Genomic DNA, 24,371 nt, shown 5'->3' on the forward strand with positions numbered 1-24,371 from the left:
AATCCTCCTATATCACATATTATATGTGTTCATTGGAGGATTTGTTATAAATTTACATTATGAACGATAAAAGTTCAAACTAGAATCACCTTTAATAAAGTAATCTCCTGTACCTTTATCTTTTTGATATTGATAATATGCAGCAATACCAATCATTGCTGCTTGGTCTGTACAATATCTAATATGCGGAATTAAGATTTCAAAATCAGGTAGTCTTTCAAACATTTTAAATCTTAAACCCTTATTTGCTGCAACACCACCTGCAACAATGATTTGCTTAACACCTAGTAGATTTGCTGCATTCTTTGTTTTTTCAACTAAAACTTCTGTTACAACTTCTTGGAATGATGCACAGACATCTTCTACTAAGAAAGGAACTTCTTTTTGCTTCATATTGTGGACTAAATTGAGTACAGCGCTTTTTAATCCAGAAAATGAAAAGTTATACGGTTCATTTTTTAAGAATGGTTTAGGTAAATTATATATTGCTTTACCTGTATGTGCAAGTTTATCCACGAGTGGTCCTCCTGGATAAGGAAGTCCTAAAATTCTAGCAACTTTATCATATGCCTCACCAACTGCATCATCAAGTGTTGTTCCTAATAATTCGATTTCCAAATGATCTTTTACTAATAAAAGTTCAGTATGTCCACCACTAACTAAAAGTGTTAATAATGGAAACTTCATATCGCCTTCAATTTGTGCAGCATATATATGTCCAAGCAAATGATTCACACCAATAATAGGTATTTTATTTGCATAAGCAAAACTTGTTGCTGCATTAATACCTACAAGAAGTGAACCAATTAATCCGGGTCCCTTCGTCACTGCAACCAAATCAATATCACTCACTTGAATGTTTGCTTGTTGGATAGCCTCATCAAACATATAAAGTATGCTTTCGATATGAGCTCTGGATGCAACTTCTGGAACCACACCACCAAATCGTTCATGTATCTTAATTTGTGATAAGACAGCATTGGATAAAACATCTTTGCCGTCTCTTGTGATTGCAACACTTGTTTCATCACAAGATGTTTCAACAGATAATATAATCATTTTAAAAATCCTCCAGTAGCATGATATATGCATCCTCGTTTAAATAATAGTTTTCTAATGTATGTACATGTTTAGCACCAAACTTCTTATAGAAGTCTTGTGCAATGATATTGGATTTACGTACCTCAAGTACTAAAGATTTGACATTGTTTTCTTTAAGTTCTAAAAGAATATATGAGAATAATTCTTTACCAATACCTTGATGTTGATGTTCTTCATCAACTAAAAAGTTTAGAATATCTGCATTTTGATCAATGACTCTATAACTAATGTATCCAAGAATGCCCAGTTGATTTTCATAAACAAAAATTCTTGAAAACTCATTTTCAAGTAATTCTTGTTTTAAAAAAGCATACCCTAATGAAGTTTTAAAGATTTTAGTTTCTAGTTCAACAATACGCTCTAGATCACTTACTTGTGCTTGTCTGATCAAGTTTATGCTCCGCCTCGGTTTTTCTTAAATAATTCGGTACGATATTATAAACATCTAAAACTTCTTTCATATGTTGGATAACTCTTGTTCCATCAATTTGGATGGTCTCAGGTGTAATTGTAAGTAATATGTTTAAATCATCTGTTGATAATTTATCTAAATCACGTACACGTTCTTCCTTTGTTAACTTAGCTTCTTTAAAGTAGCCAGAAAAACCTTGATTGTTTTTAGCATCATGCCAAACAAGACGCTCATCATCATATCCAGAAGATAAGAATGCTAAACTACTGATTTGATATAATTTAATGCCCGTTGCATAAGATAGCATTTTTGCAGTCATTAAACCGACTCTAAGACCCGTATAAGAACCCGGCCCTATTCCAACAACAATACCATCTAAATCTTTTAACTCTAATTGATTTCTTTTTAAAAGTGTATCTATTAAAGGAATGATATATGCTTGATGGTCAGATTTACCAATTCTTGTTTCTTTATCTAGGGTTTCATTTGGAGTTTGTAACATTAACACCATTTGATTGGTGGATGTATCCATTAATAAGTATTTCATAAACTTAATACCCACTTTCCATCATCACCGATGGATTTAATCTCAATTTTTCTTTGATTTTCATCTAGCCAGGTAAGATCGACTTCTACATAACGAAGGGGTAATAATTCATCTACTTGGTGTGGCCATTCAATAACTGCCACTCCAGATCTATCGTTGATATATTCTTCTAAATCAAAGTCAGTACCCACATCATGCATACGGTATAAATCTAAATGATAGAGTGTTTTATCTCCTTGATAGATTTTTAAGATTGTAAAGGTTGGACTATTAACAATTTGTTTAATACCTAAAGCTTTAGCTATACCTTTTGTAAACGTTGTTTTTCCACTGGATAAGTCGCCATTTAATAAAATAACTTTCATATCCTTTGGCATTTTTTCCATAAGTCTGTAGCCTAATTCAATTGTTTCTTCTTTTGAATTTGTAATAAAGGTTTTCATTTTTTCCCTAATAATCTAAACATGTTTTTCTTATAAGCTTCAACACCTGGTTGATCAAATGGGTTGACGCCTAATAGGTATGCTGACATTGCACATGCAATTTCAAAGAAATATACTAAATATCCAAAGTGATAACTATCGAGTTTACCGATTGTAATGACAATATTAGGTACAAGTCCATCAACGTGTGCTTCTTTAGTTCCAAGCATTGCTTGTTCATTAACATAACTAATTTCTTTATCTGCAATATAGTTTAATTGATCTAAGTTATTTTGGTCCCAAGGAATTGTTAACTTATCTGTTTTCTTAACATTTAATACAGTTTCAAAAATGATACGTTTACCATCTTGTATTTGTTGACCTAAGGAATGTAGATCCGTTGTAAAGGATGCAGATGCAACCAATAATCCTAAGTGATTCTTCCCTTCAGATTCACCAAATAATTGTTTCCACCATTCAGCAAAGAAGGTTAATCTTGGTTCATAGTTCACCAAATATTCAACATCTTTACCAGATTGACTTAATAAATATCTTGTTGCTGCATATAAATACGCTTGATTCTTCTTTAAATCCGGTGTTTGAGCATCCATATAGGCATCTTTTGCACCATTTAGCAATCCATCGACATCAATACCTGCAAAAACAAACGGTAATAAACCAACCGAAGTTAACACAGAGAATCTTCCACCTACTGTATCTTCAATTACAAATCTTTCATAACCTTCATTTTTTGCAAGTTGATATAAAGAACCGCGTGCTTTATCTGTAGTTGCAAAAATACGACGTCTCGCTTCATCTATTCCGTATTTTTCTTCGATGTGTTGTTTTAACAATCTAAATGCAACAGCCGGTTCAGTTGTTGTTCCTGATTTAGAAATAACATTAATTGCATAATTTTTCTTATTTAAATATTTAAGTAAATGTTTTAAATAGTTTGCAGATAAATGATGTCCTGCAAAAATGATTTCTGGTTTAGATTTCTTAAACGGTGTCTTTAAGAACTCAAGTCCAGCTTTAGCTCCTAAATAGGAGCCGCCAATACCAATGACGACTAAACAATCTAAATCTTTATATTGTTCTTTTAATTTTTTAATTCTAGCTAATTCTTCTTGATTTATAGAGACCGGTAAATCTAACCAACCTAAAAAATCATTACCAAGACCTGATTTATTTCTAATCATGTCATGAACATCTTCTACTCTACCTTGTAGGGTTGAAACTTTTTGATCTAAAAATCTTTCTGCATCTTTAATTTGAACTTTTATCATGATTTAAGTCCTCCAATTTTTCCTTTATCCAATTTTCTAATTTATTTTCTAATGTTCTAAATCCTATTTTAATATCGACTCTTTTTAATACATTGGCATGAATTTTTAATGCCTTTTTATAAGAAAGTTGTAACTTCATTAAGTTGTCATCCTTCTCTAAAATGACAGCATAAACCAAGTCTCCAATATTAAAGAGCTTGTCTAAGTCTGCCACATATCGATCTGATACTTCTGAAATGTGAATTAATCCTTGATAATTGTTGTATTCCACAAAGACACCATAGGGTTGGATACCGGTCACTTTGCACAAAATGCGTTCCATTTTTTCCATATTATGAACCCCTAATAATTTTCACTTCATTATATCACTAAATCTTGATGATATAAAGAATATATCATTTCTGTAAACGTATACATAACAAAAACTTAATCTCTTGATTTAGATTAAGTTAATTCTTTTATTATTCAATTCTTCTTTCGCGCATCCATGTATATATAAGCATAGCAAGTGGTAATGTTAATGCTGATAACATTTCAAATATAAACATGATCACTACTAATATATTGGGACTAAAAATGAAATTAAAGTATGTTACAAGATTAAATATCCCAATAGCAATCGAAGGTAATAGCAATACATAAATACCTAAATTTCTTTCTTTAGATCTAAAATTAGATTGATAATAGTTTGTTGAAAACATAAATACTGCTGCAAGCATGGATAAAGATATCACTAAATCAATTAAGAATGCACTATCTCCTGCTGCAAACATACTTGCAAGTATATTGGCAGCACCAATTGCACCATAAACTATAATCCATACTGCCGATAACAAGAGTATGGTACGACTTCTCTCATTTTTTTCTAAATAAAGAGCAGCTAGAAATAAAAGGGTTGCCAGATTTCCTGTTAAGAAACTTAAATCTCCTGAGTATGCAACCATAAAAAGGGTAAATATAAGTTCAATAATAAAAAATATAAATATTGTCCATTGTCTTTTTGTAAGCATATGTTTCAATCCTTTCATAAAAATAAAGCACCTATAGATGCTTTATCCCTTATTTAAATAAATAAAATCCTATAATACCTAAAATTGCACCTAAGATGATACCTACAAGTACTTCTCTAGGTTTATGTCCTAAAGCTTCCTTTAATTTCTTTTCTTCAATATCAATATTTTCAATTAAGTTTAATCTCAATTTAATTTGATTTAACTCTCTTGCATGTTTACTTGCCTCGTACCTAATCCCCATAGAATCATGGATGACAACAAGTGCTACTACAAGGGATATTGCAAACCCAATACTTAATGAACCTGTCGTTTCATAATCAAATAATCCAATAGATACAAAAAGTGATGTCACAAGTGCACTATGACTTGAAGGCATGCCACCTGTGGATATTAAGATACTTTCATCTACACGTTTATTAATTAAAGCATCAATAAAAAACTTACTCACTTGAGCAATCATCATGGAAGCGATTGAAATCACGATAACGGCTTCTGGAATTCCTAACATATTACGTAGTCACCACAGCAATCACACCAGGTACATTTTCTAATAACATTGTTTCAATACCTTGTTTTAAGGTAATATCAATTGCAGCACATCCATCACAAGCGCCACCCATCTTTACATATACAATGCCATCTTCAATATCAACGAGTTCAATGTCTCCACCATCTCTTTGGATGTATGGACGAACACGTTTAATGATTTGATTGACTTGTTCTTTCATATTTTCTATACTCATTCTACAAGGTTCTCCTTAAATTGATACATTTATTATACTTTAACTTGTTCTTTTTTTATGCGTTTTAACACATAAAATGGGCAATTATGGTTACAAGATTCATTGATATAATCAGGGATTTTTTTATATCCATTGACACCTTTAGGATCTTGACTAAATCCTCTTAATCTTAAAATATCTGATGCCATATCCCCTACGATATAGGTATAGCGATCAAATGCAACATCTACATATCTTTCAACAAACTTCGTTATATCAAATGCATCACGGTAGTTTTTAACAATTTCAAAACTTCCAACTTCTGTTTCTATAATCATGATTCATGACTCCTATCCTTTGAAGTAGCTATCCAGTGGCACATCGAAACTTGTCGGTTCAAATGTCACTTCTTCTCCTTCATAAATTATACCAATTTTATAGGCATTTGGATAAACTTTAAAAAATTTATCAAAATAACCTTTTCCATAACCTAGACGGTAGTTATTTTGAGTCATGCCAAGGGCAGGTACTAAAATAACTTCCAGTTTAGATGTAATATCAAATCCATAGATGGGTTCTTTAACTCCAAATGAACTGGATTTAAGTTCTGTGTTTTTATCAATTTGTAAGTACATTATTTTATCATTGACAATTTTTGGGTAAGCAAAGACTTTATTTGGATATAGCATGATGAGTTCTGTGATATCCATCTCCTGATGTGCAGGATAATACAACCCTACAAAATCAGCTTTTAAAAAATGCTCATCTTCTTTTATTTGCTCAATGATTCTTTGTTTTGATTCTAGTTTTTGTTTCGAACTTATCCCTGTTCTTTTCTCAACTATTAGTTTTCTTAGTTCACTTTTATTCATAATTATTTGATGTCTTTAAAATAACACCCTTGCCCCCTATACTGTGGTAATTGTGCAGTTTTTAAAGCTGTGACTGCATTTTGGTATAAATCCTGTGCATTAATCGCATCATCATACATTTGTGCAATTCCAATGAATACTTCAAGTTCAGCAGTAATCGCTCCGTATTCAATGCTCATATTTAAGTAATTTTCTTGAGCTCTGATACCTTGACTTAAGGATGCCATCTTTCTTGCATCGGTAATGGTTATAGCAAACTCTAGACCGGATAATCGGTAAATATCCGAGCTTTCAGTTAGAAAACTTGTTTTTAAACGCGTTATATATTGAGCCATCAACATATTTCCAACTTCTCTACCATGTAACTCATTAACTTTGGGAATATTTTTTAGGTTGATAATTGCCAGTTGGAACGGTCTACCATTTTTAATGAGTTGTTTTAAGTCTGGTAATAAGTAGTTTTCATCTTTTAATGCATCTAAGACTTCAATATGTGTTTTTCTAAAGTGTGCACTATGTAATGGTGTCATAATACCCATGATTACAGAAGTTTTTTGATCTTCAAAAAGGCGTTTACCCTTTTCTTTAACCCAAACATATTGTCCATCAATCATTAAACGGTAACTTAATGAATAACTTGGTTTATTCGGTGTTAAGTCTGAAACAACTGATAAATATTTCTTTAAATCATTAGGTTCAATTTGTTTTCTGTATTCATTCATTTCTAATAGATTTGTTGGAAGTTTCAACTGATCTTTAACGGTGTCATTTAACCAAATTGTTTTTTCGTCTAAATCGATATAAAATAATCCATCTTCAGATAATTCAAGCGTTGCTATAAACTTATGACGTATGGATTCAAGTTCATGATCGGTTTTTTTAAGTTCTCTTTCAACTTGCATCAATGCCTCATCTGTTTTTTTCTCACCCACACACATTCTTCCTCTATATTTACCTAATACATAGAGTGGTTGCATATTCAGATGTAGAATAACCGTTTCCCCATTAAAATTTTGAAAATGAAGTTCTTGATCTTCGGTATCACTTGGTTTTACTGTTTTACGGTAATCATTATAATATTTTTCTAAGGTTCTGTCGTTGATATCTTCACCATTCATTTTAGTAAATCTAATTTTAGAATTAAATACTTGGAATAACTTTTTACCAACAACTTCTTGTTTATCTAAGTTCAGTTCTCTTAGTAATGAAATTGATATATCTTTAATACGTTCTTTATGGTCAACTACATAATAAACATTCCATTTTGTATTTTTAACACCTTTAATAAAAAGTTGATACTGACTCGCATTCAAAATTGCGTTTCTAAATGTTTGATAGAGTGCAACTAAAAATATAAAGTAATTAAAATATGTATAAACCACATAAGCAACTTTAAAATCTTGATGTGCCAAAATAAAAGTTTCATATGTGAATGTTAATAAAACAAAAAAAGCCACATTCACAAAGGAAAATGTTAATCGATTCTTCAGTAATCTTTCCTTAAGAATCGATTCTGTAATGATTAAAATCATAATAAATATGGAAATAATAACTCCAAAAATTGGATGTTGTAGTAAAGCTTCTATCATCTTATAATCCTAAAACTGGAGCAACATACATTATAAAGATTGCTCCTAGTGAAATAAATAATGCAACTACATAGATTAACCATGGATGTCTGTCAAAAAATTTAACAATACGATCAGATACACCTCTAGATCCTAAAAATCTAATGGGTTCTAGAAAAAATTTCATAATATTTTTCATAACTAGCCTCTCTTACTTCATGAAGAGTGATAAATACTCATTTAAAGTATTTTCATCTTTCATTTTTGTCATGACACCGTTAATTGCCAGTGATATTGAACCCGTCTCTTCTGAAATTACAATCGTTAATGAATCTGTGATTTCAGAAATACCTAATGCTGCACGGTGTCTAGAACCTGTTGTCTTTTCAAAATTATCATTGCTTGATAAAACAAAGTATGCACCCGCACAAACAACCCTATCTCCTCTAACAATAACTGCACCATCGTGCATCGGTGTGTTTGGTGTAAACACATTGATTAAGAGTTCGTGTGATACTTCTGAATTTAACGTAATCGCTCTTTGAGCATATTGATCTAAATTGTTATGTTTTTCAATGGTGATTAACCCACCAATATTTTGTTTAGAAAGAAACATCGCTGCTTTAATAATTTCTGCTTTCGTGCGTTCACTACCCATGTTGACAATACCGCTTTTAACAGTTTCTTTCCAAAGGGATTCTAATGTCAATCTAAAATCAGGTGCACCAACAACAAATATAAAGACTAAGAAAACAATCGGTGCTTGTTGATAAATATATGAACTTAATTTTAAATCAAGAAATGTACTTATCCACAAAATGCCTAAGATAACAAAATAAAACATAAACATAGATAAAATACGTTTATTATGGAGTATAAACTTAAGTACAAATACCGATACAATAAATATTAAATAAAAATCAAGTAGGGTCCACCACGTGAGATTTGCTGTCCAATCAGGCATTATTCATCTACCCTCTTTCTTTAGACCATTCGTTTATTTAAATTATAACATAATATACTTATATTAAATGCGAAATCTCACACAATTATGTTATAATTTTCTAGTATCTATTTGTAACTAAGCATACAATGTATACTTATTATGGGAGGAATTATGATGCAAAATTGTTCTGTAGAAAAAGCTGTGAATTTATTTGGAGAAAAATGGAAGTTTTTAATTTTAAGAGATTTAATGCATGGTAAAATGCGTTTTTCCGAATTAAAAAGAAATATTGAAACCATCTCACAAAAAGTACTGACTCAAAATTTAAGACAATTAGAAGCTAATGGATTATTAACTAGAACCGTATACCCTGAAGTACCACCTAAAGTGGAATATGCTTTAACCGAACTGGGTTATAGTTTGAAACCAGTGATTGATGCAATTCGAACTTGGGGTGAATTATATGCAAAAAATTGACCGTGCAATTTTGGTCGCTTTGAATCACCAAACACCTTATGATGTTACTAAAGCATCCATCGATGAATTAGAAGAACTTGCAAAAGCACTAGAAATTAAAACTGTTGATAAGGTGATACAAACCTTATCAAGTATTGATCCAAGATACTATATTGGTAGTGGTAAAGTACAAGAAATCAAAGGTATGGTTGATGTTTTAAATGCAGATATGGTTATTTTTGATGATACCTTATCAAGCAGTCAAATTAGAAACTTAGAAGAAATATTGCAAGTTCAGATACTGGACCGTTCATTTCTTATTTTACAAATATTTGCTTTAAGAGCTCAAACCAGACAAGCCATACTTGAAGTATCGCTTGCTCAAAAGCTTTATTTATTACCTAGACTTGTTGGTATGGGTAAATCTTTATCTAGGCAAGGTGGGGGTTCTTTTAATGCAAAAGGTCCTGGTGAAACCAAATTAGAACTTGATAGAAGAAAATTAAATGATGAGATTATTCAACTTACTAAAGAATTAGAAGTGATTAAAAAAGAACGTATGATTAGTAGACAAAAGCGTGTTAAAAATAATATCCCTATTGTTGCTTTAGTAGGTTATACCAATGCTGGTAAATCTTCTTTGATGAATTATTTAGCTTCTCACTATGGTAAAGATAAAACAGATGTTTTTGAAAAAGATATGCTTTTTGCAACTCTAGATACAAAGTCTAAACGTATTCAAAAAGATAACCATCAAGCATTCATCTTAACGGATACTGTTGGGTTTATTTCAAAACTTCCACCTGAATTAGTGAAATCTTTTGAATCTACTTTATCTGATATTACAAGTGCGGATCTTATTCTTCATATGGTTGATGGTAAACAATTTTCTCTTCTTCAGTTATCTTTAACCAAACAAGTATTAGAAGGTTTAGGTTGTAAAGATACTCCAAGAATATTGGTTGTTACTAAAAAAGATTTAGGTTTACCTGCTCCTATGATACAAGATGATTACATCCAAATTTCTAGTAAGACAGGTGAAGGTATTGATGATTTATATCGAATGATCGATTCTATGCTTTATAAGGATGCGAGAATTTATAAGCTTCTACTTCCATTTGACTCAGGAAATCTATATCAAATATTAAAATCTAATCATACTGTTTTAGAAACATCTTATCAATCCGAAGGTATTTATACCCGTGTTGTTTTAAATCCTAAAGATTTACACTTATTTGAAAAATACATTCTAACCTCTAAGAATGTAAATTAATTATAAAATCAGTTGCACAAAAAAAATAGGCATGATATACTCATAGATGTTTGATAGTTTTGTCGTATAATTGGCTAAATATGGTAGCCAGAGTTTCTACCACACCACCGTAAATTGTGTGACTACGATGACCAACTTTTCTTTTTTTAAGTTGTCGTGTAGATAGAAACCCTTTGTTCCTTGAGCAAGATCAAATGGTTTTTTTATTTTTTCAGACATCCTTTCAAACAAAAAGAAAAAGGAGAAAATACATGAATTTTATCAAGAAGTTCTTCAAGTTTGAAGAACGTAACGCTACGATGCGTGGAGAAGTTATTGGAGGTATTGTTACCTTCTTGGCAATGAGTTATATTTTAGTAGTTAATCCAGGAATTGCATCTGGGTTATGGTCAGGTGAGGCAGGTATTCCATATGGTGGAGTCTTCTTCGCTACAGTTGTTGGAGCATTCTTAGCAACATTAATTATGGCTTTACTAGCCAATCTTCCAGTTGCTTTAGCTCCAGGAATGGGTGTTAATGCATTCTTCGTCGGTGTCATCATTGGACAATACGGTTATACTTGGCAAGAAGCACTTGCATTAAGTTTTATGGGTGGATTGTTATTCTTACTGATTTCCTTAACACCACTAAGACGTACACTTATTAAAGCAATCCCTAATGATTTAAAAGCTGCAATTAGTGTGGGCATTGGATTCTTTATTGCTTTTGTAGGTCTTCGCTTATCTGGCGTATTTGTTTGGAATGGTCAACTATCCTTAGGTGATTTAACAAGTCCTACTGTTCTTCTAGGTTTATTCTCAGTAATATCCATATTTATTGTACACTCACTTAAACACGGTATTTCTAAATTCTCATTTATTATCTCGATTGTCTTTACAGCACTTATTGGTCTTTTCTTAGGTGAAGTGATGGGTGTTGCTGGAATGCCTAATTTTGAAGCATTTAATTATGATCAATTTGCTGATATTAAAGATGTTGCTTTTGTCGGTGTAATTGAAGGATTTAAAACCGTATTCAATCAACCACTTTATTCCAGCGTGTTCTTAATCTTTGCTTTATTATTTGTTGATATCTTCGATACTGCAGGTACATTAGTTGCAGTAGGTCGTGGTGCTAAATTAGAAGACAGTGAAGGTAACATTCCTAATTTAGATAAAGCTTTACTTGCTGATTCTATTGGAACATTATTATCTTCCACATTAGGTACTCCTGAAATTACATCTTATGTTGAATCAACAACAGGTGTAGAAGCTGGTGCTAAAACAGGTTTATCTTCTGTTGTTGTTGCTATCCTCTTCTTAATATCTCTTGCACTATTCCCTATATTTAATCTATTTACACACAGTGCAGTTACACTAGGTGCACTTGTACTTGTTGGGGTTTTAATGGCACAACAATTAAAAGAAATTAATTGGTCTGATATGACTTCTGCAATCACTTGTTTTGTTACAATTGCAGGTATGTTATTTACATCAAGTATCGCAGATGGTATTGCATTTGGATTTATCATGTATTCATTAATTAAATTGATTCGTGGTGAAATTAAATCTGTTCATCCAATCATTTATGGTTCATCTATCTTATTCATTATCTATTTTGCTTTAATGGCTAACCTTCTATAACTTAAAACTTATAAAATAAACCCAACTTCCATTGGTTAGAGCTCAAACCATTTGGAAGTTGGGTTTTTATTTTATATTCGTTTACTTGTTAAATTTTAATCTTTTTTAATGTTTGAAAATGCGTTTAGTAAGAGATTTAATAAGATACCACCAATAGCTGCAACACCAATTCCAGGTAATACAAAGTTCTCTGTAACAGGAATTGAAGCAACCCCTAATCCAACAATACCAATAAATGCCATGACTGCTATAATTTTAGGATCAAATATATCAACTTTTTTCTCAATCATTAATGCAATCCCTTGAACAGCAATTGCACCAAAGAGATATAACGATACACCTTGAACAACTGGATTTGTAAGTATTAAACTCAAATCTCCTAATTTTAAAATCTCTAGTAATAATCCAACGAGTATTGCAAGTATCCCTGTAATAAAGAATACATAACTTGAGAAGTTCTTAGTTACTGCAGATGCACTCACGTTTTCACCATAATTTGTTCCTGCAGGTCCACCTAATAATACTGCAACAATATCACCCACACCATCACCAATTAAATTATCATCCAGCATCTCTCTTATCATATAGTCTTTACCTTCTTTATCTTTAGAAAGGTTATTGACATATAAATCAATTTGATTCACATGCGCTGCAGATTCTGGAATGGTTGCAAATGCAATCGGGAAGATTGCAATAATTGCGATACCTATTAAATTAGGTGTATTAAGTGCTGCAGGTATTGTAACCCAAGGCATGACATCTAACATACCAATTGTTGGAGCATCATTTATACCTTGTAGATATGTACCTAAATTCTCAAAACTCCAAGTTGCACCTAATGATGGTACCCATAGTAGATAAGATAGTGTCACACCAACAACTAATCCAATCAAAATAGGTATTTGAGAAATGAATCCTTTCTTTAAAACAACAGTTAAAATAGATATTGTTAAGAATGTTACTAAGGCAACCAAGACGCTTAACCAATCAACCTGATTATTATTAACATTTAAGATACCACCCATCACATTACCTGCAAGTGATAACCCAATAATCATTGCGATCATTCCTGTAATATGACCAGGTAAAACCTTATCTATTTTATCTTTACCAAAATACCTAATTAAAAGGCCTGCTCCAATTGACATGAATCCGCTGATGACGGAGGCAATTAAAACAGACCCTAAAACTGAACTGGATTGATGAAGATTGTTAACGCCATATGTAACAACAATAGCGACTGCACCAATATATGAAAATGAAGAACCATAATATAATGGGATTTTAAAACCCGTGATTAGTAAGAAACTAATCGTAGCGACACCACTTGCTAGAATTGCTGCTGGAATAGAATATATTTCCATTCCGAATCCGTTCATTATGATTGCTGCTAAGACTGTAGCAGGAAGCATAACTAGAAACTGCTGTAAAGCAAATACAATTGCTTTACCTAAACTTGGCTTCTCATCTGGTAAGTAGCCTACAACACCATGCTTATTCATCTGTATTTCTCCTCCTAAATGTAATTTTTCCTAAAAAAAAGACACTTACTCGTGTCCTATTAAAGAAGGTGTGTTTCCATTTTAGACCGTAAAGTGTTTTCTTTAGGACTTACATTTCTTCCAAGTATACCAAATGAATTATACGATTGCAAGTAAATTAATGTAAAATATTTTAGAAATTTTATAATTGTCTATTCATATGGAAACATAGTTAATTTTAGAAATTAATTTCACCTTTTAAATCTGCAAAATATTCATCTAATATATCTAAGTATTCTTTTTCTGTTAAAACCTTAGAGAGTTTAGCTCTAACTTGGCTAGCTCCTTCAAAACCCTTTAAATACCATGGTCCATGAGAACGCATCTCTAAACAAGCTGTATGTTCCCCTTTTAATCTTGATAATTCTTTAAAATGTCTGATCATTAAAACCTTAACTTCTTCATAAGTTCTTTTAGGTGCTTCTTCTTCATTTAAAAATGCGTTAATTTCTCTAAAAATCCAAGGGTTACCTAATGCACCACGGCCAATCATAACTGCATCACAACCTGTATAATCTAACATATGTTTTGCAGATTTTCCATCTATAATATTTCCATTTCCAATGACAGGAATCGATACTGCTTCTTTAACTGCCTTAATGACATCTAAATCTGGTTCTCCAGAATAACCTTGTGCTCTTGTTCTTGCATGCACAGTTATTGCAGAAGCCCCGGCTTTTTCAATCATTTTAGCGACTTCAACAGCATTGACTGAATCGCTATCCCAACCACTTCTAATTTTTACTGTGACTGGTTTGGTTATATTTTCTCTTATTGCTTTTACAATATCATATATTTTTTGTGGGTCTTTCATTAAAGATGCACCCGCTTGAGCACCAATAGCAACCTTTGGTACAGGACATCCCATATTGATATCAATAAAATCACAATTAGAGTTTTTATCAATAAACATTGCTGCTTCAACCATCGTTTTTAGATCACTACCAAAAATCTGCTGAGCAGCAGGTTTTTCTTCAACCGTCATATATAAAAGTTCAAGTGTTTTTGGATTCTGAAAAAAAACGGCTTTATCAGAAACCATTTCTGCATAAACCACACCTGCACCATATTCTCTTGCCATTAATCTAAATGGACTATTGGATACACCAGCCATAGGTGCTAATATTAATTTGTTTGTTATCTCATAATTTCCCAATTTAAAACTCATTTTAATCACCGTTTGATATTTTATCATACTTTATAGGTTATAATATGTTTTGAGGTTTATTATGAAAGATTATACAGTTATTGCGCTTAGCTATGATGGCGAGGCTAGAATTTATGCATCCATATCTACAAAATTAGTAGAAAAATCAAGAAAACTGCATCAAACATTACCAACAGCGTCTGCAGCAATGGGTCGTTTTTTAACACAATCTGCGATGATGTCTTTAATGTATAAAGATGGAGAAAGGTTAACACTTAAAATCGATGGTGATGGTCCTATTGGTCCAATGACTGTTGAGGCATTTCAAGGTAAAGTTAAATCAACCATTGAAAATCCAAATGTATATATGGTTTATGAAGAAGGACCTAAAAAAGGAAAACTCAATGTGGGTGGTGCAGTTGGTAACGGAAATTTATTTGTTACTAAAGATTGGAAGGGTCATTACTTCACCTCATCTGCTCCTTTAGTATCCGGAGAAATCGCTGAAGATTTTACGTATTATTATGCAACCAGTGAACAAACCCCATCCTCTGTTGGATTAGGCGTTTTAGTTTCTAATGGGAAAAAAGTAATTGCATCGGGTGGTTTTATTATTCAAATATTACCTCATGCAAGTGATGCAACTATTTCTAAGTTGGAAAACATATTATCTAAAATTCCATCTATTACAGATCTTCTAAGAAATCATCATTTACCAGAAGATATGATAAATATCCTTTCAGATGGTACTGAAAAGATACTTGAAAAACATGAGATTAAATACTACTGTGGATGTAGACGTAGTAAATATAAATCCTCTTTATTTAATTTAAATGTGGAAATACTTGAAGAACTCCTTATTGAAGATAAACAAGTTGAAATTGTATGTCATTACTGTGGTAAGAAACATCTTTTCTTAGAAGATGAGTTAAAAGAAATGATTGAAAAGAAGAAAAAAACGAGTTGATTTATTACTCGTTTTTTTCTTCTCTTTTATTATATTGGATAGTTTTTAAGTCTCGTTAATAATGCTTTTAAAGGTAACCCCATAATGGTATGGAAATCTCCCTCGTAATGCTTAATAAATTTAGAGCCTATTCCTTGAATCGCATATGCTCCTGCTTTATCTAAAGACTCACCTGTTTGAATATAACTTCTAATGTCTAGTTCACTCATTTTATTAAACTCAACATCTGCTTCTTCTAAAAACACTTCTTCTTTATCCATATATTTAATACAAACAGCAGTATAAACAGTATGCATCTTGTCATTTAAAAGACTTAACATACGGAATGCATCTTCTTCATCCTTAGGTTTACCTAATATTTCATGGTCAACAACTACAATTGTGTCTGCTGTTAAAATAACATCTTTTGGATATGTACTTACAAGCGAATGAGCTTTCGCTTTAGCCAGTTCTTTGACATATTCAGAAGGGTCACCTTCATATGGAAGACTATCCTCATCAAATAAAGGCTTAACGGTATTAAAAATAAGACCAGCACTTTCTAATAATTCTTTTCTTCTGGGGGATTGTGAACCTAATATTAGCATAATTATCTCTTCCTTTACATGATATAATATCATTATTATGAATGAATGTGTGGATTTTATGAATTTAAAAATCAAACTTGATCCAAAAAAATTATATATACTTGCAATATCTGGTGGTATAGATTCCATGGTTCTTTTAGATTTGTTTATGAAGGGAGGTTACAACTTTGTTGTTGTTCACTTCAATCATCAAAAGAGAATGGATTCAAATTTAGATCATGAACTTATTCAATCAATTTGTAAATTACATGATGTTTCTTATCATTATATCAAATTAAATATTAAAAATGGAAATTTTCAAGAACAAGCAAGACAGATCCGATATCAGCATTTACAAGAGGTTGCCAAAAACCATCATACAAACCATATCGTTACTGCGCATCATTTAGATGATTTAGCGGAAACTGTTTTAATGAAATTAATGAGAGGATCAAACCTACTCGGATATTCTGGTATGAGAGATGTATTTTTGATGGATGGCTTTTACTATTATAAACCACTTCTTCATGTTTCCAAAGAAGAAATTTATAATTATGCAGCAGACAATCAAGTAGATTTTCTAGAGGACTCTAGTAATCAAGGGGATGATTACTTAAGAAATCGAATTAGGCATCATATCATTCCGAAACTCAAAGAGGAGAGAAATTTCTTAACTCAAATTAAGAAATACTCAGATCAATTATATACAACCTTCGATTATGTTAGAAAATCCTCATTATCATTTCTAGATGGTAAAAATAATTTTAAATTAGATTGCTTTATTTCGCTTCATGAAGCAGTTAAGAAAGATGTAATTTCCTATTTATTAGAGACCTATTCCATCTATAAAAGTACTGAGAAAATTGATAATATTATCAAACAAATATCTTCTAAAAAACCACATATAGAAATCAAACTAGATAAAGAATATGACCTACTTAAAACGTATAACGATGTATTTATTAAACACAGAGAAAATAATCTTGGTTCAACAAATTCTAAAACTCTCACGATTTCCCACAATAAAGCCGATATTCCTATGGAACATATTGAAATATGTTATAATAAATTAGATTTTCCACTATTGATTAGAACAAGAAAAGATGGAGATATCTTAAGTTTTGATTATGGTAGAAAAAAATTAAAAAGTTTCTTGATTGATTTAAAAGTCCCACGTCAACAAAGAGATAAACTCATTTTAGTTGTTGACCAATCTGGAACCATTCTTTGGATTCCTGGACTCTATAAAAATCAAACACTGGGTCATGATAACAAAATATATTTAGCGATAAAGGAGTCTTAATATATGCATCAAGATATCGATGAAGTATTAGTAAGTGAAGCACAAATTGAAGCAATTTGTTTAAAACTAGGGAAACAATTATCCGAAGATTATAAAGATAAAAATCCTTTATTTATCGGACTACTCAATGGTTGTGTACCATTTATGTCCGCATTAATAAAACGTGTAGAGATTCCAATTGAGATTCAGTTCATGGCAGTATCCAGTTATCATGGTGGTATTGAATCCTCTGGAGATGTAAAGATTAAATATGATTTAGAACGTAGTGTCATGAATAGAGACTGTGTTATTGTTGAAGATATTGTTGATACAGGTGCTACCGTTAAAACCATTACTAGTTTATTATTACACCGTGGTGCAAGATCAGTAAAAGTTGTTACATTACTTGATAAGCCTTCTGGACGAAAAGTTGAACTCATTCCAGATTATATCGGTATAACTATTCCAAAGAGATTCGTTGTTGGATTCGGACTAGATTATAACGAGTTTTATAGAAACTTACCTTACGTTGGTGTTTTAAAACCTAGCGTATACATTAAATAACATAGGAAGGAAACATTATGAACAAACAACAAAATCCTAAAAAATCACCCATACGTCCTGATTTTCTGGTCATCATTATTATCATCTTATTAGCTATTGGTATGTATTTCTTATTTACTGAAATGACAAAACCTGGTGTGAAAGAATTTGATGAACCTGGATTTATTCAAGCGATTGAACAAGGACATATTGCAACAATTAGAGGCGAGTATGTCGGTGGAGACAACTTTAATTTATGGCAAATAACAGGTACCTTTACAGAAGGTAATCAACCCGATAAAGTCGGAAGTTATAGAATTATTATTTACGGTGATCGTTTAGATAATTTATACAATGTGGTTGAAACATATAATACAGCAAATCCAACAACTCCTGTAGTGATGGCTTTTGTACCACATGTAACCTTTGATTTCTGGGGAATCTTTATCAATATTTTATTTATTGCATTACCTATTGTATTTGTAGTTATTATGTTTAGATCCATGAGTTCTCAAAACAATAGAGCTCAAGACTTTACAAAGAATAGAGCAAAAATCTCTCGTGGTAAACAAGTTAAATTTAGCGATGTTGCTGGAGCTGATGAAGAAAAAGTTGAAATGGCTGAACTCATCGACTTCTTAAAAAATCCTAGAAAATATAATGATATGGGTGCTAGAGTACCAAAAGGTGTCTTGCTTGTTGGGCAGCCTGGTACTGGTAAAACTCTGCTTGCAAAAGCTGTTGCAGGTGAGGCTGAAGTTCCTTTCTTCTCAATTAGTGGTTCTGACTTTGTCGAACTCTATGTAGGGGTTGGTGCTTCTCGTGTAAGAGATTTATTTAGAGTCGCTAAAGAAAATGCACCTTGTATTATCTTTATTGATGAAATCGATGCAGTAGGTCGTCAACGTGGTGCTGGTTTAGGTGGTGGAAACGATGAACGTGAACAAACATTAAACCAATTACTTGTTGAAATGGATGGATTCGCAGCGAATTTAGGTATTATCATTATTGCTGCTACAAACCGTCCTGACGTTTTAGACCCTGCTTTATTAAGACCTGGTAGATTTGACCGTCAAATCACCATGCAAGTTCCTGATCAAAAATCTCGTGAAGCAATCCTTAAAGTTCATGCACGTACAAAAAAATTAGACCCATCTATTAAATTTAGTGAAATTTCAATGCGTATCCCAGGGTTTACAGGAGCTGATATTGAAAACTTACTCAATGAAGCAGCATTATTAGCAGCAAGAGAAAATAGAACAGTCATTACGATGCAAGATATTGATGAAGCAGCAGACCGTGTCACTATGGGACCTGCTAAAAAATCAAGAAAATATTCACCCAAAGAAAAAGAAATGGTTGCATACCATGAAGCTGGACATGCAGTTATTGGAATTAAAGTAAGAAATGCTTCTGTTGTACAAAAAGTTACAATCGTTCCAAGAGGACGTGCAGGTGGTTATGCTTTATATACACCTGTTGATGAAAAATTCAACTATTCTAAAAAAGAATTATTGGCAATTATCACTTCTGCTTTAGGCGGTCGTGTTGCTGAAGAAATCATGTTTGATGACGTTACAACCGGTGCATATGATGACTTCAAACGTGCAACGCAACTTGCACGTAGTATGGTTACTGAATATGGTATGTCTGAATTAGGTCCGATTCAATATGAGTCTGACCGTGGGAATGTTTTCTTAGGAAGAGATTACTTAAAGGATAAGAACTTCTCTGATCAAGTTGCTCTTGAAATTGATAAGGCCGTTAGACACATCATTACAGAATGTTATGAAACTGCTAAGAAAGTGATTCTTGAAAATAAAGAATTACTAGATAATATCGCTAAATACTTAATCTTAGTTGAAACATTAACCAAAACTGATATTGAAGAAATTACATCCACAGGTAAGCTTTCTTGGTGGGATAACCAAGAAGAGAGCTTAAATCCAAAGGAATAACACTTTTGAGAATTGATAAATACTTAAAAGTATCTAGAATTATCAAAAGACGTAGTGTTGCTAAAGATGTTGCAGATGCTGATCGCATCTTCATAAATGGCTTACTCGCCAAGCCTGGTAAAACAGTTAAAATCGGTGATACCATCACACTACATCTAGGACTTAAGATACTTACCTTTAAAATTACATCCTTAACACCTATAAAAGATCAAGAAATGTATGAATTCATATCAGAAGAAAAACGATCATAAAGATCGTTTTTTAATGGAAAATATATTATAATAAACATAAACCGAAGGAGGAAATAAAGATGTTTCCTGAAGATTTAAATGAACAACAAAAAATTAGATTACAAAAAGCCCTTGAATTAAAAGAAAAGGGTATTGACCCATTTGGTTCTAGATATGAACGTAGCCATCAGTCACTAGAAATATTTAATTTGTTTGGTGATAAAACACATAATGAATTAGAATCCTTAAATCAATTTGTAAGTATTGCTGGTCGTATTGTATTAAAAAGACAACAAGGTAAAGCAGGTTTTATTCAACTACAAGACAGAGACGGTAGAATACAAGTTTATATTAGATTAGATCATGTAGGTGAGGAACAGTTTGATTTATTCAAACACTCAGACTTAGGTGATATCGTTGGTATTAAAGGTGTTCTCTTTAGAACAAAAACTGATGAATTAACGGTTAAAGCCGATGCATTCATCCATTTAACTAAAGCAATTACACCACTTCCGGATAAATTCCATGGTCTTCAAGATAAGGAAGAATCTAGACGTCGTCGTTATGTGGATTTAATTGTAAATGAAGATGCTCGTCGTGTAGCAAGACTAAGACCAAGAATCATTCGTGCTTTCCAACACTATTTTGATTCCAATGATTTTATTGAAGTTGAAACACCTGTGCTACATCCTATTTTAGGTGGTGCTGCTGCTAAACCTTTTGTTACACATCATAATGCCTTAGATATGGATTTCTATCTTAGAATTGCAACCGAATTACCATTAAAACGATTAATCGTTGGTGGTTTAGAACGTGTTTATGAAATTGGTAGACTCTTTAGAAATGAAGGTATTGATGCGAAACATAATCCTGAATTTACAACAGTTGAAGCTTATATGGCTTATGGCGATGTAACAGATATGATGGATTTGGTTGAGGACTGTTTATCTTCTGTTGCTTTTGAAGTACTGGGAACTCATGATGTTGTTTTTGGGGATGTCACCGTACATCTTAAAAACTTTAAACGTGCACACATGGTTGACTTAATTAAAGAACAAACAGGTGTTGATTTCTTTGAACCTATGAGTTTAGATGATGCAGTAATGCTTGCTAAAAAACATCATGTGGAACTAGAAAAACACTTCACACTTGGACATATCATTGAGGCATTCTTTGAAGAATTTGTTGAAAAAACAATTATTCAACCAACCATTGTATTTGGTCATCCTGTTGAAATCTCACCGCTTGCGAAAGCAAACCCAAATGACCCTAGATTCACAGACCGTTTTGAATTATTTATCATGGGTTCTGAATATGCTAACGCATTTACAGAATTAAATGATCCTGTTGATCAAAAATCTCGTTTCTTAGCACAATTAGACCAAAAATCTAAGGGTGATGATGAAGCCAATGAGATGGATACAGATTTTGTTGAAGCACTTGAATATGGTATGCCTCCAACAGGTGGTATAGGAATTGGTATTGATAGAATCGTTATGTTATTAACCAATACACCAAACATCAGAGATGTGATTTTATTCCCACACGCTCGTCAAAAAACTAAATAATCAAACAAAAAAGCTTTAAGCAGAAAGTACATAATAACTTTGCTTAAAGCTTTTTATTTATAGTTTAATATATGCTCTAAATCCTCTAGATGCATAATAACTATCTGCTCCATTATGGAACGTGAAGACTCTATCATATCTTTTTTCTGCATTTAAAGCTCCACCTAATGCTCTAAATTCTTTAGGTGTTAATAACCATGAAGATGTTTTAAGATCTAGTGATTCTATTGATTGTAGAAAATAATAAAGTTTCTCATCGACAACCCATACACCCATTTCAGATGCCATATCCATAACACTTGATACGGGTTTATGTTCTTTTCTACTGTTGAGTGCTTCTCTGTCGTAACAAAGACTTCTTCTACCTTTAGGGGATTCTTTAGAAAGATCAACGTATATATAAGATCCATCTGGAGTTTTAACTAAATCGGGTTCTCCACCTGTTTGTTCCATTAAGATTAATGTATCGATTAATTGTTCATTCTTAACAAGTTTTTCTTCAATTTCTTCCCAACTACTCGATGGGTGTCTATACATATGGATTAAAAATCTATCTTTTAAAATATTTAATTGTTGTTGTCTTTCTGTTGTCATTTTCAAACTACCTTTCGATGTCATTATATAAAAGTGAACTACCCACCACTTAACATTTTATGTTGAAGTGGGGGCTTCCTACCCAAACTAAAGTATTCTTTAGTGTCTCAGTAGGCTATCCCCGTAGTTCCTACGGTTCTAATAACTTATGCTAAGTTTTCAACTTTAAGTAGTTCTAAACCCTTATTTCTTATATTGACTGCTGCATTATAGTCTCGGTCCATATTTTGTCTACAATGCTCACAACTATATATACGTTCACTTAGTTTTAACTCTGTTTTTAAGTGACCACATCTACTACACATTTTACTCGATGGATACCACTTATCTATTTTAACTAGTGTTTTACCTAATCTGTTTAACTTGTATTCAAGTAAGGTGATAAATTTATACCAACCAAATCTTGAAATCTGTTTAGCGTAATGTTTGTTACTGGTTGCCATCTGCTTAAGGTCTAGCGTTTCTATACTTACACTATCTGATGTCTTGGCTATCGAATCTGATAGTTTATGTAAAAAATCTAGACGTTTGTTTGTTATACGCTCATGAAGTATTGCTACTTTATGTTGTTGTTTAAAATAGTTCTTACTTTGATCTTTTTGTTTCTTATTCGGTTGGTATCTTCTAGATAGGCTTGACTGAAGCCTTCTAAGTTTTTGTTGGTCCAACAAGATACTTTCCGGATAAGCATATCGATTACCTTCACTGTCTACATAAAAGTTTGTCATATCAAAATCAAGACCTATAGTAGTTTTTACTTCACATGGTGATATGACTGTTTCATAATCCAATAAGATTGAAATGTAATATTTACCTGTTTTACTTTTAGATACCGTCACTGATCGTAGTTTATAGTCTTCTGGTATGTGTCGATGTTTCTTTAACTTAACTAAGCCTAGTTTAGGTAATTTTATAAATCCATCTAAAACTTTGATATTTCCATTCACTATATTTGTAGTATAACCATAATCTTTCTTTCTTGCTTGAAAGTTAGGAAAACTGGTTTGTTTTGAAAAGAAGGACTTGAATGCACGTTCTAGATGAAGTTGACGATTAGCTAGTGCCAATGAGTCCACTTCATTTAAGAAACTAAAAGCCTCTTTATAACGAGCTGGCGTATTATATAACATCTCTTTAGTTGATTCATAGTGAGCGATTTTATCTGATAACATCTGATTCCAAATAAAACGACAAGCACCTAGTGTTTTAGTTATTAAGATTTGTTGTTCAGGGTTTGGATATATCCTAAATTTATATGCTATATGCATTTTTTTCACAGTCTTCCCCCTGCGTTTCAATGTACTGTTTTAAAACTTCAGTAGGTGCACCACCAGTTGTTAGTAATAAAAAACTTTTACTCCAAAAAGCTTCTTTCCATAAAAATTTCTTAATACTTGGAAATTCCTTTTTAATTAACCTTGAAGATGCTGATTTATAGGCATTAATAAATTTTGAAATCTCACTATTAGGGTGTGCCGTAAAAAGTATGTGAACATGGTCCACATCATGATTCCAAGTTTGTAAGGAGATGTTATATGTCTTTGCTATATTTATATAAATTTCTTTAAGTCGATTCGATATCTTCTCATCAAGGACTTCTCTTCGATAATTTATAACCAAAATAAGGTGAAAGTTTAATTTGAATACTGAATGGTTATTGTTATCGAAATTCTTCATATTAGAGCGCCCCTTAACTTTTATACTGAATGGTTTATTTAATATATTATACCAT

The 24,371-nt window shown here is 32.1% G+C and carries 29 protein-coding genes and 1 riboswitch; of the genes, 9 read left to right on the plus strand and 20 right to left on the minus strand.

What is annotated here, in order from left to right:
• Positions 1-57: 57 nt before the first annotated feature.
• The 14 genes from tsaD to B5X49_RS05730 form a co-directional block, all read right to left on the minus strand.
• Positions 58-1,059 carry a tRNA (adenosine(37)-N6)-threonylcarbamoyltransferase complex transferase subunit TsaD gene (gene tsaD, locus B5X49_RS05670; protein WP_045748715.1) on the minus strand — a complete coding sequence of 334 codons (1,002 nt, stop codon included), beginning with the start codon at positions 1,057-1,059 and terminating at the stop codon, positions 58-60.
• 1 nt (position 1,060) lies between these two features.
• Positions 1,061-1,492: a ribosomal protein S18-alanine N-acetyltransferase gene (gene rimI, locus B5X49_RS05675; RefSeq protein WP_045748714.1), complete on the minus strand. Its 432-nt coding sequence runs from the start codon at positions 1,490-1,492 to the stop codon at positions 1,061-1,063.
• Positions 1,467-2,060: a tRNA (adenosine(37)-N6)-threonylcarbamoyltransferase complex dimerization subunit type 1 TsaB gene (gene tsaB, locus B5X49_RS05680; protein WP_045748713.1), complete on the minus strand. Its 594-nt coding sequence runs from the start codon at positions 2,058-2,060 to the stop codon at positions 1,467-1,469. Before tsaB ends, rimI begins: the two co-directional genes overlap by 26 nt.
• The gene (gene tsaE / locus B5X49_RS05685) at positions 2,057-2,503 is read right to left on the minus strand and encodes a tRNA (adenosine(37)-N6)-threonylcarbamoyltransferase complex ATPase subunit type 1 TsaE (protein ID WP_045748712.1); all 447 of its coding nucleotides are present in this window, start codon (positions 2,501-2,503) and stop codon (positions 2,057-2,059) included. Before tsaE ends, tsaB begins: the two co-directional genes overlap by 4 nt.
• Positions 2,500-3,771 (minus strand): glucose-6-phosphate isomerase, encoded by a 1,272-nt coding sequence (locus B5X49_RS05690; RefSeq protein WP_115734949.1) that lies wholly within the window; start codon positions 3,769-3,771, stop codon positions 2,500-2,502. The genes tsaE and B5X49_RS05690 overlap by 4 nt, the downstream gene beginning before the upstream one ends.
• Positions 3,752-4,102, minus strand: a complete 351-nt coding sequence (locus B5X49_RS05695; protein WP_045748710.1) for a S1 RNA-binding domain-containing protein — start codon at positions 4,100-4,102, stop codon at positions 3,752-3,754. Before B5X49_RS05695 ends, B5X49_RS05690 begins: the two co-directional genes overlap by 20 nt.
• Positions 4,103-4,232: 130 nt before the next feature.
• On the minus strand, positions 4,233-4,799 hold the full coding sequence (locus tag B5X49_RS05700; RefSeq protein WP_079560735.1) for a hypothetical protein: 567 nt from the start codon (positions 4,797-4,799) through the stop codon (positions 4,233-4,235).
• A 31-nt stretch (positions 4,800-4,830) separates the two neighbouring features.
• Positions 4,831-5,292 carry a divergent PAP2 family protein gene (locus B5X49_RS05705; RefSeq protein ID WP_045748708.1) on the minus strand — a complete coding sequence of 154 codons (462 nt, stop codon included), beginning with the start codon at positions 5,290-5,292 and terminating at the stop codon, positions 4,831-4,833.
• A 1-nt stretch (position 5,293) separates the two neighbouring features.
• On the minus strand, positions 5,294-5,527 hold the full coding sequence (locus B5X49_RS05710) for a NifU family protein (protein ID WP_174688549.1): 234 nt from the start codon (positions 5,525-5,527) through the stop codon (positions 5,294-5,296).
• 32 nt (positions 5,528-5,559) lie between these two features.
• Complete coding sequence (locus B5X49_RS05715) at positions 5,560-5,844, minus strand: YutD-like domain-containing protein (RefSeq protein ID WP_052669844.1); 285 nt, start codon at positions 5,842-5,844, stop codon at positions 5,560-5,562.
• 12 nt (positions 5,845-5,856) lie between these two features.
• Entirely contained in the window at positions 5,857-6,378 is a 522-nt protein-coding gene (locus B5X49_RS05720) for a 5-formyltetrahydrofolate cyclo-ligase (protein WP_045748707.1), read from the minus strand.
• A gap of 2 nt (positions 6,379-6,380) precedes the next feature.
• A complete protein-coding gene (locus tag B5X49_RS05725) occupies positions 6,381-7,967 on the minus strand; it encodes a PAS domain-containing protein (protein ID WP_045748706.1) in 1,587 nt (528 codons plus the stop codon).
• A gap of 1 nt (position 7,968) precedes the next feature.
• Entirely contained in the window at positions 7,969-8,145 is a 177-nt protein-coding gene (locus B5X49_RS07675; protein ID WP_159444496.1) for a hypothetical protein, read from the minus strand.
• A 12-nt stretch (positions 8,146-8,157) separates the two neighbouring features.
• A complete protein-coding gene (locus B5X49_RS05730) occupies positions 8,158-8,910 on the minus strand; it encodes a diadenylate cyclase (RefSeq protein ID WP_045748705.1) in 753 nt (250 codons plus the stop codon).
• A gap of 156 nt (positions 8,911-9,066) precedes the next feature.
• Between B5X49_RS05730 and B5X49_RS05735 the strand changes: the two genes are divergently transcribed.
• From B5X49_RS05735 to B5X49_RS05745, 3 genes are all read left to right on the plus strand, one after another.
• A complete protein-coding gene (locus B5X49_RS05735) occupies positions 9,067-9,369 on the plus strand; it encodes a winged helix-turn-helix transcriptional regulator (RefSeq protein ID WP_211026752.1) in 303 nt (100 codons plus the stop codon).
• Positions 9,356-10,621, plus strand: coding sequence for a GTPase HflX (gene hflX / locus B5X49_RS05740; RefSeq protein WP_045748703.1), 1,266 nt, complete (start codon positions 9,356-9,358; stop codon positions 10,619-10,621). The genes B5X49_RS05735 and hflX overlap by 14 nt, the downstream gene beginning before the upstream one ends.
• 42 nt (positions 10,622-10,663) lie before the next feature.
• Positions 10,664-10,766: riboswitch (purine riboswitch) on the plus strand.
• Between the two features lie 106 nt (positions 10,767-10,872).
• Positions 10,873-12,243 (plus strand): NCS2 family permease, encoded by a 1,371-nt coding sequence (locus B5X49_RS05745; protein WP_045748702.1) that lies wholly within the window; start codon positions 10,873-10,875, stop codon positions 12,241-12,243.
• 95 nt (positions 12,244-12,338) lie between these two features.
• On the opposite strand, the gene B5X49_RS05750 is transcribed toward B5X49_RS05745, so the two are convergent.
• Positions 12,339-13,745, minus strand: coding sequence for a uracil-xanthine permease family protein (locus B5X49_RS05750; protein ID WP_045748701.1), 1,407 nt, complete (start codon positions 13,743-13,745; stop codon positions 12,339-12,341).
• 217 nt (positions 13,746-13,962) lie between these two features.
• A complete protein-coding gene (gene dusB / locus B5X49_RS05755; RefSeq protein ID WP_045748700.1) occupies positions 13,963-14,952 on the minus strand; it encodes a tRNA dihydrouridine synthase DusB in 990 nt (329 codons plus the stop codon).
• 61 nt (positions 14,953-15,013) lie between these two features.
• Here dusB and hslO point away from each other — a divergent pair, with 61 nt between their 5' ends.
• Complete coding sequence (gene hslO, locus B5X49_RS05760) at positions 15,014-15,898, plus strand: Hsp33 family molecular chaperone HslO (protein WP_045748699.1); 885 nt, start codon at positions 15,014-15,016, stop codon at positions 15,896-15,898.
• Positions 15,899-15,927: 29 nt separating this feature from the next.
• Here hslO and B5X49_RS05765 read toward each other — a convergent pair whose 3' ends face one another.
• Entirely contained in the window at positions 15,928-16,485 is a 558-nt protein-coding gene (locus B5X49_RS05765) for a Maf family protein (RefSeq protein ID WP_045749947.1), read from the minus strand.
• A 58-nt stretch (positions 16,486-16,543) separates the two neighbouring features.
• Between B5X49_RS05765 and tilS the strand changes: the two genes are divergently transcribed.
• The 5 genes from tilS to lysS are packed head-to-tail and all read left to right on the plus strand — an operon-like array spanning position 16,544 to position 22,045.
• The gene (gene tilS / locus B5X49_RS05770; RefSeq protein ID WP_045748698.1) at positions 16,544-17,767 is read left to right on the plus strand and encodes a tRNA lysidine(34) synthetase TilS; all 1,224 of its coding nucleotides are present in this window, start codon (positions 16,544-16,546) and stop codon (positions 17,765-17,767) included.
• A 3-nt stretch (positions 17,768-17,770) separates the two neighbouring features.
• Positions 17,771-18,310, plus strand: coding sequence for a hypoxanthine phosphoribosyltransferase (gene hpt, locus B5X49_RS05775; RefSeq protein ID WP_045748697.1), 540 nt, complete (start codon positions 17,771-17,773; stop codon positions 18,308-18,310).
• Between the two features lie 17 nt (positions 18,311-18,327).
• Entirely contained in the window at positions 18,328-20,247 is a 1,920-nt protein-coding gene (gene ftsH / locus B5X49_RS05780; RefSeq protein ID WP_045748696.1) for an ATP-dependent zinc metalloprotease FtsH, read from the plus strand.
• A 5-nt stretch (positions 20,248-20,252) separates the two neighbouring features.
• Complete coding sequence (locus tag B5X49_RS05785; RefSeq protein ID WP_045748695.1) at positions 20,253-20,498, plus strand: RNA-binding S4 domain-containing protein; 246 nt, start codon at positions 20,253-20,255, stop codon at positions 20,496-20,498.
• 59 nt (positions 20,499-20,557) lie between these two features.
• Positions 20,558-22,045 carry a lysine--tRNA ligase gene (gene lysS, locus B5X49_RS05790; RefSeq protein WP_045748694.1) on the plus strand — a complete coding sequence of 496 codons (1,488 nt, stop codon included), beginning with the start codon at positions 20,558-20,560 and terminating at the stop codon, positions 22,043-22,045.
• Positions 22,046-22,102: 57 nt separating this feature from the next.
• On the opposite strand, the gene B5X49_RS05795 is transcribed toward lysS, so the two are convergent.
• The 3 genes from B5X49_RS05795 to tnpA all read right to left on the minus strand — a co-directional run bounded on the left by B5X49_RS05795 (position 22,103) and on the right by tnpA (position 24,316).
• Positions 22,103-22,639 (minus strand): DUF4256 domain-containing protein, encoded by a 537-nt coding sequence (locus tag B5X49_RS05795; protein ID WP_211026753.1) that lies wholly within the window; start codon positions 22,637-22,639, stop codon positions 22,103-22,105.
• A 146-nt stretch (positions 22,640-22,785) separates the two neighbouring features.
• On the minus strand, positions 22,786-23,907 hold the full coding sequence (locus B5X49_RS05800; protein WP_045749946.1) for an RNA-guided endonuclease TnpB family protein: 1,122 nt from the start codon (positions 23,905-23,907) through the stop codon (positions 22,786-22,788).
• On the minus strand, positions 23,891-24,316 hold the full coding sequence (gene tnpA / locus B5X49_RS05805) for an IS200/IS605 family transposase (protein ID WP_045748692.1): 426 nt from the start codon (positions 24,314-24,316) through the stop codon (positions 23,891-23,893). The genes B5X49_RS05800 and tnpA overlap by 17 nt, the downstream gene beginning before the upstream one ends.
• Positions 24,317-24,371 lie beyond the last annotated feature (55 nt).

The organism is Acholeplasma oculi (genome assembly GCF_900166985.1).
In the GTDB taxonomy this organism is placed as follows: domain Bacteria; phylum Bacillota_I; class Bacilli_A; order Acholeplasmatales; family Acholeplasmataceae; genus Acholeplasma; species Acholeplasma oculi.

What these genes read in the sequence shown, in the direction of transcription:
- tsaD (WP_045748715.1), bottom strand. Translation starts at nt 1,059, where the DNA reads ATGATTATATTATCTGTTGAAACATCTTGTGATGAAACAAGTGTTGCA.
- tsaB (WP_045748713.1), bottom strand. Translation starts at nt 2,060, where the DNA reads ATGAAATACTTATTAATGGATACATCCACCAATCAAATGGTGTTAATG.
- tsaE (WP_045748712.1), bottom strand. Translation starts at nt 2,503, where the DNA reads ATGAAAACCTTTATTACAAATTCAAAAGAAGAAACAATTGAATTAGGC.
- B5X49_RS05690 (WP_115734949.1), bottom strand. Translation starts at nt 3,771, where the DNA reads ATGATAAAAGTTCAAATTAAAGATGCAGAAAGATTTTTAGATCAAAAA.
- B5X49_RS05695 (WP_045748710.1), bottom strand. Translation starts at nt 4,102, where the DNA reads ATGGAAAAAATGGAACGCATTTTGTGCAAAGTGACCGGTATCCAACCC.
- B5X49_RS05700 (WP_079560735.1), bottom strand. Translation starts at nt 4,799, where the DNA reads ATGAAAGGATTGAAACATATGCTTACAAAAAGACAATGGACAATATTT.
- B5X49_RS05705 (WP_045748708.1), bottom strand. Translation starts at nt 5,292, where the DNA reads ATGTTAGGAATTCCAGAAGCCGTTATCGTGATTTCAATCGCTTCCATG.
- B5X49_RS05710 (WP_174688549.1), bottom strand. Translation starts at nt 5,527, where the DNA reads ATGAGTATAGAAAATATGAAAGAACAAGTCAATCAAATCATTAAACGT.
- B5X49_RS05715 (WP_052669844.1), bottom strand. Translation starts at nt 5,844, where the DNA reads ATGATTATAGAAACAGAAGTTGGAAGTTTTGAAATTGTTAAAAACTAC.
- B5X49_RS05720 (WP_045748707.1), bottom strand. Translation starts at nt 6,378, where the DNA reads ATGAATAAAAGTGAACTAAGAAAACTAATAGTTGAGAAAAGAACAGGG.
- B5X49_RS05725 (WP_045748706.1), bottom strand. Translation starts at nt 7,967, where the DNA reads ATGATAGAAGCTTTACTACAACATCCAATTTTTGGAGTTATTATTTCC.
- B5X49_RS07675 (WP_159444496.1), bottom strand. Translation starts at nt 8,145, where the DNA reads ATGAAAAATATTATGAAATTTTTTCTAGAACCCATTAGATTTTTAGGA.
- B5X49_RS05730 (WP_045748705.1), bottom strand. Translation starts at nt 8,910, where the DNA reads ATGCCTGATTGGACAGCAAATCTCACGTGGTGGACCCTACTTGATTTT.
- B5X49_RS05735 (WP_211026752.1), top strand. Translation starts at nt 9,067, where the DNA reads ATGCAAAATTGTTCTGTAGAAAAAGCTGTGAATTTATTTGGAGAAAAA.
- hflX (WP_045748703.1), top strand. Translation starts at nt 9,356, where the DNA reads ATGCAAAAAATTGACCGTGCAATTTTGGTCGCTTTGAATCACCAAACA.
- B5X49_RS05745 (WP_045748702.1), top strand. Translation starts at nt 10,873, where the DNA reads ATGAATTTTATCAAGAAGTTCTTCAAGTTTGAAGAACGTAACGCTACG.
- B5X49_RS05750 (WP_045748701.1), bottom strand. Translation starts at nt 13,745, where the DNA reads ATGAATAAGCATGGTGTTGTAGGCTACTTACCAGATGAGAAGCCAAGT.
- dusB (WP_045748700.1), bottom strand. Translation starts at nt 14,952, where the DNA reads ATGAGTTTTAAATTGGGAAATTATGAGATAACAAACAAATTAATATTA.
- hslO (WP_045748699.1), top strand. Translation starts at nt 15,014, where the DNA reads ATGAAAGATTATACAGTTATTGCGCTTAGCTATGATGGCGAGGCTAGA.
- B5X49_RS05765 (WP_045749947.1), bottom strand. Translation starts at nt 16,485, where the DNA reads ATGCTAATATTAGGTTCACAATCCCCCAGAAGAAAAGAATTATTAGAA.
- tilS (WP_045748698.1), top strand. Translation starts at nt 16,544, where the DNA reads ATGAATTTAAAAATCAAACTTGATCCAAAAAAATTATATATACTTGCA.
- hpt (WP_045748697.1), top strand. Translation starts at nt 17,771, where the DNA reads ATGCATCAAGATATCGATGAAGTATTAGTAAGTGAAGCACAAATTGAA.
- ftsH (WP_045748696.1), top strand. Translation starts at nt 18,328, where the DNA reads ATGAACAAACAACAAAATCCTAAAAAATCACCCATACGTCCTGATTTT.
- lysS (WP_045748694.1), top strand. Translation starts at nt 20,558, where the DNA reads ATGTTTCCTGAAGATTTAAATGAACAACAAAAAATTAGATTACAAAAA.
- B5X49_RS05795 (WP_211026753.1), bottom strand. Translation starts at nt 22,639, where the DNA reads ATGACAACAGAAAGACAACAACAATTAAATATTTTAAAAGATAGATTT.
- B5X49_RS05800 (WP_045749946.1), bottom strand. Translation starts at nt 23,907, where the DNA reads ATGCATATAGCATATAAATTTAGGATATATCCAAACCCTGAACAACAA.
- tnpA (WP_045748692.1), bottom strand. Translation starts at nt 24,316, where the DNA reads ATGAAGAATTTCGATAACAATAACCATTCAGTATTCAAATTAAACTTT.